The 9,057-nt window shown below is 62.9% G+C and carries 8 protein-coding genes; 1 reads left to right on the top strand and 7 read right to left on the bottom strand.

Features of this window, described 5'->3' with window-relative positions; all coding sequences use genetic code 11:
- A partial coding sequence (locus tag EN994_RS07920; RefSeq protein WP_127307471.1) for an amidohydrolase occupies positions 1-837 on the top strand: 837 nt, incomplete at its 5' end.
- A gap of 4 nt (positions 838-841) precedes the next feature.
- Here the strand turns inward: EN994_RS07920 and EN994_RS07915 are convergent.
- The 7 genes from EN994_RS07915 to EN994_RS07885 all read right to left on the bottom strand — a co-directional run.
- A complete protein-coding gene (locus EN994_RS07915; protein WP_063168528.1) occupies positions 842-1,249 on the bottom strand; it encodes a carboxymuconolactone decarboxylase family protein in 408 nt (135 codons plus the stop codon).
- Positions 1,250-1,468: 219 nt separating this feature from the next.
- Positions 1,469-2,965, bottom strand: a complete 1,497-nt coding sequence (locus EN994_RS07910; protein WP_063168529.1) for a sugar ABC transporter ATP-binding protein — start codon at positions 2,963-2,965, stop codon at positions 1,469-1,471.
- On the bottom strand, positions 2,965-4,014 hold the full coding sequence (locus tag EN994_RS07905; protein ID WP_063168530.1) for a hypothetical protein: 1,050 nt from the start codon (positions 4,012-4,014) through the stop codon (positions 2,965-2,967). Before EN994_RS07905 ends, EN994_RS07910 begins: the two co-directional genes overlap by 1 nt.
- The gene (locus EN994_RS07900; protein ID WP_013530839.1) at positions 4,011-6,134 is read right to left on the bottom strand and encodes an SMP-30/gluconolactonase/LRE family protein; all 2,124 of its coding nucleotides are present in this window, start codon (positions 6,132-6,134) and stop codon (positions 4,011-4,013) included. The genes EN994_RS07905 and EN994_RS07900 overlap by 4 nt, the downstream gene beginning before the upstream one ends.
- A gap of 82 nt (positions 6,135-6,216) precedes the next feature.
- On the bottom strand, positions 6,217-7,245 hold the full coding sequence (locus tag EN994_RS07895; protein WP_063168531.1) for a sugar ABC transporter substrate-binding protein: 1,029 nt from the start codon (positions 7,243-7,245) through the stop codon (positions 6,217-6,219).
- 66 nt (positions 7,246-7,311) lie between these two features.
- Positions 7,312-8,298, bottom strand: a complete 987-nt coding sequence (locus EN994_RS07890) for an ABC transporter permease (RefSeq protein ID WP_013530837.1) — start codon at positions 8,296-8,298, stop codon at positions 7,312-7,314.
- 239 nt (positions 8,299-8,537) lie between these two features.
- The coding region (locus tag EN994_RS07885) for an MFS transporter (protein WP_127307470.1) at positions 8,538-9,057 on the bottom strand (520 nt) is incomplete at its 5' end.

The following is a 9,057-nucleotide window of genomic DNA, read 5'->3' as shown; positions in this document are numbered from 1 at the left end:
CCATGGCTGGTCGGACCGATGGTGCCGCGCATCTTCGGCCCCTACGAACCGATCCGGCGCGACTATCCGATCGAGGAATTTCTCGAAGACCAGAGGGATTCAGGCGTCGAGAAGGCCGTCTACGTCCAGACCAACTGGGCCAAGGAGGATTTCGAGAAGGAAGTCGCTTTCCTGCAGAAGACGTCCGACGAAACCGGCTGGCCGCATGCCATCGTCGGCTACACCGACATGACCGTCGACGATATCAGGCCTCAGATCGATCGCTTGATGAAATACAAGCTGCTGCGCGGCCTGCGCATGCAGTTGCACTGGCACGAGACCCCGGCCTTCCGCTTCGCCGCCTCCGCCGATCAGGTGATCGACCCGAAAGTGCGCGCCAATGTGGCGCGGCTCAAGGATTATGGCCTGTCCTTCGACCTGCAGCTCTTCCCCGCCCAGATGAAGGACGGCCTGACGCTGGTCGGCGAGAACCCCGAAACGAATTTCATCCTCACCCATGCAGGCATGCTGACCGGCATGGAACCGGAAACCACCGAGGCCTGGAAGGCAGGCCTGCAAACGCTGTCGGCGGCGCCCAATCTTTACGCCAAGCTGTCGGGCCTCGGCACCTTCGTCCACCGCAACGATCCCCTGCTGATCGCCTATGTCGTAGACAACGCGATCGATATCCTGGGCGCCGACCATCTGATGTTCGGCTCGAACTTCCCGATCGAGAAGCTGTGGACCAGCCACGCTGAGCTGATCAAGGCGCACCGCGACGCGGTGGCCAAGCATGGTGCGGTGGCCGAGGCGGATATCTTCTGGAACACGGCGGAGAAGGTTTACCGGCCGGTGTGACGCCTCACTTCACCTCGAACTGCGGATCGACTGGAATCTGCATCGCCGTCACCAGATGGTTGGTCTGGCCGGCGAGCCCGATGATCGACACCAGTTCGCCATGCTGCGCATCGGTCATGCCCTTGGCGCGGGCTGCCGCCGTGTGCGAGTGGACGCAGTAGGAGCAGCCATTGGCGGTCGACACCGCGATGTAGATCATCTCCTTGGTCAGCGGATCGATGGCGCTGTCGGCGACCATCACCACCTTCAACTGTTCCCAGATCCGCTTCAGCGCCGGAGGATCATTGGCCAGCCCGCGCCAGAAATTGTTGACGAAATCAGATTTGCGCGTCGCGCGGATGTCTTCGAACACGGCTTTCACGGCGGGAATCTTTTCGACCTCGGCATCGCTGAGGAGTTTTGTGGTGGCCATGGGGTTTTTCCTTCGTTGGATCGTTGCGTGAATTGAATCAGGTCTTGAGCAATTGCGGCCAATCCACTCGTCCGATTCACTTTTCCAGCGCCGGCGTCTAGATTCAGGTCAGGCCGAGTCGAAAATGGTGGGTTCCGAGAACCGGAGCGGAGCGTACTTTTCGTACGTGAGAACCGGAAGCGCAGGAAACCGCCATTTGCAGGCCGGCCTCACCTGAATCTAATGCACGGCCGCGTACATGATCTTCTCCTCCGTGGCCTCCGCCGGCGAAAACTCCTCGACGATGCGGCCCTGGCGGCAGACCAGGATGCGGTCGGACAGGTTCATGATCTCCGGCAGGTAGGACGAGATGACGACGACGGCCAGCCCCTCATCGGCCAGCCGGTTGATGATCTGGTGGATCTCGGCGATCGCGCCGACATCGACGCCACGTGTCGGCTCGTCGAAGATGACGATGCGCGGCTTCTGCACCAGCCCCTTGCCGATCACCACCTTCTGCTGGTTGCCGCCTGACAGCTCGACGACGCGCGCATTGTCGTTGATTGCCTTGATGTTCAGCGTCTTCGTCCATTCGGCCGAGAGCGCGCGCATCTCCTGCGTGTTGATCACCCAGGCCTTTTCGCGGCCCGCCGCCAGCAGTCCGCCGAACAGGTTTTCGGCAATGCCCATCGTCTCGAAGATGCCTTCGCTCTTGCGGTCCTCGGTGACATAGACGATGCCGTCGGCCACCGCTTCGCTCGGCACGAGATAGCGCACCGGTCTGTCATCGAGTTCAATCGCGCCCCCGCGCAGGAAATCCCGTTTGTAGATGCCTGAGACGATCTTGAATGTCTCGGTGCGGCCGGAGCCGATCAGCCCAAACACGCCGGTGATCTGGCCCTCGAAGATCGAAAAAGAGGTGTTGCGCACGACATTGCTCATCGAAATGTCCTGCACCGACAGCACTTTCTTGCCCGCCTTGCGCAGCTTCGCTTCGTCGCGCTGGCGGTAGATCTGTCCCGATAGCGTGCGCCCGACCATGGCGGAAACGATCCTGTCGCGGTCGAAGGCGGATGTGTCGTCGGTAATGACCAGCTCGCCGTCGCGCAGGATGGTGATGCGGTCGGCGATATCGAGCGCCTCTTCCAGCGCATGGCTGATGAAGACGATCGAGACGCCGCCCGCCTTCAGCCGGCGGATCAGCGCGAAGAAGTGCCGCTTCTCCTCCGGCGTCAGCGTCGCCGTCGGCTCGTCGAAGATGATGATCTCGGCATTGTGGTGGACGGCGCGCGCGATCTCGACCATCTGCCGCTTGGCGGCGCCCAACGTTGCCACCATGGCGTTGGGGTCGACCGGAAAATTCAGCGACTGCAGGAACTGCTGCGCTGAAATGTAGGTGCCGCGCAGCCGGTTGAGGAACTTTTCGGTGCCGAGATAAAGGTTCTGCGCCACCGTCATCGACGGCACCAGGCTGGTCTCCTGGAACACCATGGCGATGCCGGCTTCAAGCGCTGCGTGCGGCGAGGCGTAGGCGATCTCTTGCCCATTGTGGAACATCTTGCCCGAAGTGGCATCGACCACACCGGCGATGATCTTGGTCAGCGTCGATTTGCCCGCGCCGTTCTCGCCGAGCAGCGCATGGATCTCGCCCTTGCGCAATTCGAAGCTGACGTTCTTCACCGCAGGCACGCCACGATAATTCTTGGTGACGTTTTCCAGCCGAACGATCGGTTCCATCAAAAACCTCCCGCATCGATCGCCAGCACGCAGTCGCCGCCTCTGGAGGCGACAAACAGCCGGCCATCCTTTTCCGCAACGCTGCAGATGCCATGACGCGTTCCATTGGCGCGGCTGTGCAGGCTGAACAGCGGCTGCATCTTCTGGTCGAGCCTGACCACCAGCCCATAGGAGCGGCTCGGCGACCACGGCTTGTGGATGCCCATGGTGCGGATGCCGCCGCATTGCAGCGGCTCGAGGAAGCTGCGGCTGGACGCCAGTGCCGGCGCGATCCAGTAGGCCGGCGGCACTTGGCTCAGCATGTCCTGCCGGTAATGCGTTTCCTGCAGCACGAATTCGATCAGCCGGTTGCGCGGCGCAAACAAGGTCAGCCAGGCCCCACCATCGGCGGACGGCGACAGCCGCGCGGGATATCCCGGCAGATGTGCAAGCACCGTCGAGCGGTTGCCGGTAGCGCCATCGAAGCGAACAAGCTGGTGACGCCAGCTTTCGCTAACCAGCAGATCCTCGCCGACAGGATGCAGCCCGTAGGGAAAGGCAATGTCGCCGGCGAGTTTGCGGAAATCACCGCCTGCGGCGCCTCGCTTCCAGAGCGAACCGGACACGCCCTTCTTCATCAGATCGGCGGCCCATTGCGATGGCGCATGCTCGGTCGAGCCGTTGGCCAGCCACAGCGTGCCGTCATCCGCATAGGCTAGTGCGGTGATGCAGCTGATCCCGGCCGGCAGTGAAACGTCGCTGCCGCCAATCAGCAACTTGCCGCTTTCCAGCCCGACCGTCAGTTCGCCCAATGGCGACAGCGCCAGCGCGGTGACGGCAGACGGAAAGGTCTCGACCACGACAGGTTGCGCTCCAGCAGCAATCGAATGGATGGCGTTGCCGCTGGAGACCAGCAGCCTGTCACCGGTAACCAGCAGATTATCCGGTTCCGTCAGCTCGGCAAAAGCCGGCGCATCATCCAGCCGCGTATTGGGGCGAAAAGCGCCGTCGAGCGGCGGGATGGTCACCGCCTTACCGCGGAACAGGTCGAGCACCGGGTCGAGGATCATGGCTTTGCTCCCCAATAGGAAGCGGGGCTGGTCCAGTTCGGGTCGGCGCCTGCAATCTTGTAGCGGCCGATACGGTTGTTGAGGATGCCGCCGACGAACAGATACCCCTTGTGCTCGCGCATCGAGGTGACCATCGGGTGCGCGCCGCCGGTGAGGTCGCCCATCGCCTCGACGATCCCGCCCTTCTCTGTGAATTTCACCACACCGCCGGTGTTGATGTTGGGGAACAGCCATTCGTCCTGCGGCAGCCGGCGCGTCATGCGCTTGCGCATGTCGGGATGGCGCAGCGACAGGTCGAAGCTCGGCGTGCGCATGCCGAGCCACGCCATCCAGTAATTGCCGTCGGAGGCGCGGTTGATGTTGTCGGGATAGCCCGGCATGTCGCGGATGACGCATTCGGCGGTGCCGGCCTTCGGCCCTTCCAGCCAGTAGCGGTGCACGCGGCAGGCCCAGCTTTCGGCGAAGAACAGCGACTTGCCGTCATGCGCCATGCACACACCGTTGGTGTAGCGATAGCCGTCGAGCAGCGTCTTCGTCGAGCCGTCCTTCGGGTCGTAGACCAGCAGCCGGCCGGTGGCACGGTTCTCGATCGAATCCAGCGCCCAATCGTGGGCGTCATATCGCTTAGTTGAATCTGTGAAATAGATGCGGCCGTCCGGTGCGATATCGCAGTCGTTGGGGTCACGCAGCCGTGCATCGTCGACGATCGAGGTCCACGAGCGCGACGTCTCCGCCGAGAGGCGTTTGACCTCCCGATCCGGCGAGACCGAATAGAGACCCATCGCGCCGACGCAGCTGATCAGATTGCCTGATTTGTCGAAGGCCAGCCCCAGCGGGAAACCGCCGATGTGGGCAAACACCTCCGACCTGACATAGTCCGGCGCGAAGAAGCGGACGATCTCGCCATGACGCGTGCCGCAATAGAGATTGTCGTCGCGGTCGAGGATGACGTCTTCCGGCCCCTCCAGCTCGCCAAGCCCGATATGCTCTGCGGCCGACAGCCTGTTGTCGAGTTCGTATGGCGTGCCCGAGCCGGGTGCGGCCGACTGTGTCTCGCCCATCTTGAGATAGACCGGCGCGACATAGACCTCATTCAGCACCTTGTGCCGGTTCTTCAGCCAGCGGATGTCGATGGTCACCGCCACCGCCAACATGATGCCGAGCACCATCTGGTTGGTGCCGGTGCCGTAGCCCAAGCGGATCAGACCGTTGGTCATGGTCAGCACGATGATTGCGCCCATCAGCCCCTTGATCACCGAGCCGCGCCCGCCGCCGAGGCTGACGCCGCCGACCACCGCCGCCGTCAGCGCCATGATCTCGAGGTTGAGGCCGGTTCCCGGCCCTGCCCCGCTCAGCCGGCAAGCAATGAGGAAGCCGCCGATCGAGGCGCAGAAGCCGGAAAAGACATAGGTCATGAACACGGTGCGGCGCACGCGGATGCCGGCATTGTGCGCCGAGCGCCTGGAGCCGCCGACCGCCAGCACGTGCCAGCCCGGCCGCGAACGCGTCAGCGCGATATGGGTGACGATGGCCAGGATGATCGCCAGCCACACCGAGACGGACAGCCCCCAGAAGGTGCTGTCGCCGATGAAGTCGAGCACATCCGATGTCGCGGTCGAGAGCTGCACATCGGCGGCATAGGTGGTGACCAGGATGTCGAACAGCGCCCGGCCGAAGATGAAGGTCACCAGCGTGGTGAGAAAGGCGCGCAGCCTGAGATAGCCGACAAGGTAGCCGTTGATGGCGCCGAAGATGAGGCCGGTGGCGAGCGATGCGGCCAGCGCCAGCCAGATCGACTGTTCGAGGATGAAGAAGACATAGACGGCGGAAAAGCACGACAGCGCGAAGATCGAGCCGACCGACAGATCGATGCCGCCACCCAGCATCACCACCGTCATGCCGGTGACGACCATCGAGAACTCGCCGAGCTGGCGGGTCGATTCCTGCAAAGCGGTCAGCTTGAAGAAGCCGGGAATGACCGAGCCGAAGGTCGCCAATGTCGCCACCAGCGCCAGGAACGGAATGGCGTTGTCGGTCCAGCGTTTGGTCAGTATCTCGCCGACGACATGGTCGGGCACGAGATTGTAGCGCCAGGACTGGAGGCGTTCGCGAAAGGACATCGGCTGCTGCTATTCCATGAGGGGACGAGGTGACCGGATCCTTCCGGTCACCTCGCTTGTACTTCAGTCGAAAAGGTGCGGCTTACTTTGCCGCCGCCGCTTGTGCCTGCAGCGCCTTCAGGTCCCAGCAGCTGTCGGGCTTGAGGTCGGCCTTGGTCGTCGCCTTCTCCAGCGTGTAGATGTAGGTGTGCGAGGTGCCGGCCGGCTGGCCGCTCTGCAGCAGGAACTTGATGATGGCGTTCATGTCGCCCGACTGGCGAGCAAGATCGGTCATCACCACAGCGCCATAGGTGCCGTCGACCAGCTTGTCGCAATCGGCCGCCTTTTCGCCGCCGCCGGTGGTGACCAGGAACACCTTGCCGTCGAGTTTGGCATCGCGGATCGCGGCGGACGCGCCGGTGGCGTCGCCATCCCAGAAATCGATGATCGAGCAGATATCCGGGTTCTGCTGCAGCATCGTCGTCGTCACGTTGCGCGAGGTCGTCGCATCCCAGTTGGAATCGGGCTTGGCCACCACCTTGAAGTCGGGATTCTTGTCCAGCACCTTCATGATGCCGGCATACTGATAGAGGCTGGAGGAGTTCGCCTGGTCACCCTGCACAAGGCCGATCTTCTTCGACGAGTTCGGGCCGCAGCCCTTGATCGCCGCTTCGGCCTCGAGCTGGCCAAGCCGGTCCCAGTCACTGCCGATAAAGGCGTCGGCCGGGAAGTTGGCGGGATTGTCGACCAGGATGACATAGGTGCCGGCGGCCTGTGCCTTCTTCATCAGCTTGGAATAGGAGTTGAGGTCCGGCGCGTGGATGATCAGCACATCCGGCCTGGTGTCCGAGGAGATGGCGTCCGTGATCGCCTGCGCGCCGGCATCGACGACCCAGTTCGGGTCGCGCGTCTCGAACACGCCGCCCCAGGCCTCGACTTCGGTCTTCAGATAGTGCGCCCAGCCCTGCGCCAGGTCGAAGCCCATTGCCAGCGGCACCAGCATGACGCGCTTGCCCTTGAGCGCCTGCGCGTACGCAGTCGGCCCCGGATCGTCGGCGGCGAAGGTTGGCGCCACGAAGGCGGTGACGGCGAGCGCCGTGGCGGCGGCCATGAGTGTCTTGATCAGTTTCATGTCGGATCCTTTTGCTTTGGTCGTTGTTATCAGCGGCCGGCCCCAACCGTCCGCCGCAGTTCAGGTCTAAATGTCGCCCTGCTGGGCGGTCTGCTCGTCACGTGGATTGATGATGCCGTCGACGATGATGGCGCCGAGCAGGATCGCTGCCTTGATCAGGTTCTGGTAGAGCAGCGGAATGTCGATGATGGTCATGGCGTTGAGCAGGATGCCGATCAGTGCCGCACCGACCAGCACGTTGCGCACCCCGCCGCGCCCGCCGGACAGGCCGATGCCGCCGATAACCGCCACCAGCACGATATCGTAGAGCAGCGTCGAATTGACGACGCGGGTATTGATCGAATGCAGGCTGGCCGCCGTCAGCAGGCCGGCGACCAGTGCGACGAAGGCGGAAAGCACATAGCGCAGCACCAGCATCGGCCGCACCGGCATGCCGATGTTGCGGGCGGCCACCGGATTATCGCCGGCGAAATAGATATAGCGGCCCCATTTGGTGTAGCGAAGGAACAGGAAGAACAGGAAGGCCAGCCCTGCGAAGACGAAAACCTCGATGGGAATGTCGAGGAAGCGCAGGCCGCCGAGCAACTCGACCCAATGGCCCTGCGGCACCGGCACGGCATCCTGCGTGATCAGTTGCGAGCGTACATAGCCGAAGACGAAGGAGCCTGTCGCCAGCGTCACGAAGATCGCCGGCACGTCGGCATAGGCGACGAGAAAACCATTGAGCAGGCCGATGGCCAGCACACCGGCCAGCACATAGGCGAAGGCAAGCCCGTCCGGCGTCCCCGAATTCAGCAGTTGCAGGTACCAGGCGACCGACATCGCCATGATCGCGACGGCAGAGAGGTCGATGCCGCGGCCGATGATGACCACGGCCATGCCGAGCGCAAGGATGCCCAGCACCGACACGGAGCGGACGATGGCGACGAGATTGTTGGGGTCGATGAAACCTGGCAGGCCTATAGCCGCTGCAACGAACAGCACCACGGCGATGGCAAAGACAATGCCTTCCTGGTTCAGGCTCCTGAAATTTGGCCAGCCGATGGTGTTCATGTCTGCGTTTGCCCCGATGGCAGCGCTGCCATCCCTGGGAAAGAACGCTAATCGGCCCAACGCCGGTTCGTCAAATGAATCCGCGCCCGGAACCCAGGCCGGCTGCGATATTTATCGAGTGGACGATCGATTGCCGAAGCTGGCGCAATGCGCGGAAAACTCTGCGCTTTTGGCAATTGGTTGCGCCATTGCGGCCGCACGCGAAAGCGCTGCACCAAGGCAAAGGGACAGGACGGAATTTATCTCCGCATCAGGCGGAAAAATCGATCTGAATTTCCCGGCGAGTGCCCGGAAACCTCCGCGCCCGCACCTGGCGGGAGCACGAGAAAACGCAGCGCCGCCACCAGCCCGATGGCGCCGATCACCAGAAAGGCTACTCGAAAATCCACAAGATCGAGAGCGGGGCGATCCCTGACGATCTGCGACAGATTAAGGATCGCCGCCGCCACCGCGACGCCAAACAGCATCGCCACCTGCTGCAGCATCGAGGACAGCGTCGCCGCCGAGCTTCGTTGCGACGCATCGATGTCGGCGAAGGCCAGCGTGTTAAGGGCGGTGAACTGCATCGAGCGCGACAGGCCGGCAATCAGCATCAGCGCCACCACCAGCGCTTGCGGCGTCTGCGGCGAGATCGCTCCGCAAGCCATGATCGAGGCCGAGGCGATGATGCCGTTGACGACCATCACTGAGCGGAAACCGAAACGGCGCAGCGTCGGCGTGGTCACCGTCTTCATGCCGAGATTGCCAAGGAAATAGGCC

The sequence above is a fragment of the Mesorhizobium sp. M7A.F.Ca.CA.002.09.1.1 genome (assembly GCF_003998555.1).
GTDB classification, from domain to species: domain Bacteria; phylum Pseudomonadota; class Alphaproteobacteria; order Rhizobiales; family Rhizobiaceae; genus Mesorhizobium; species Mesorhizobium ciceri.
Note: the sequence above shows the minus strand (reverse complement) of the source record. Positions and strands in the feature narration are given on the sequence as shown.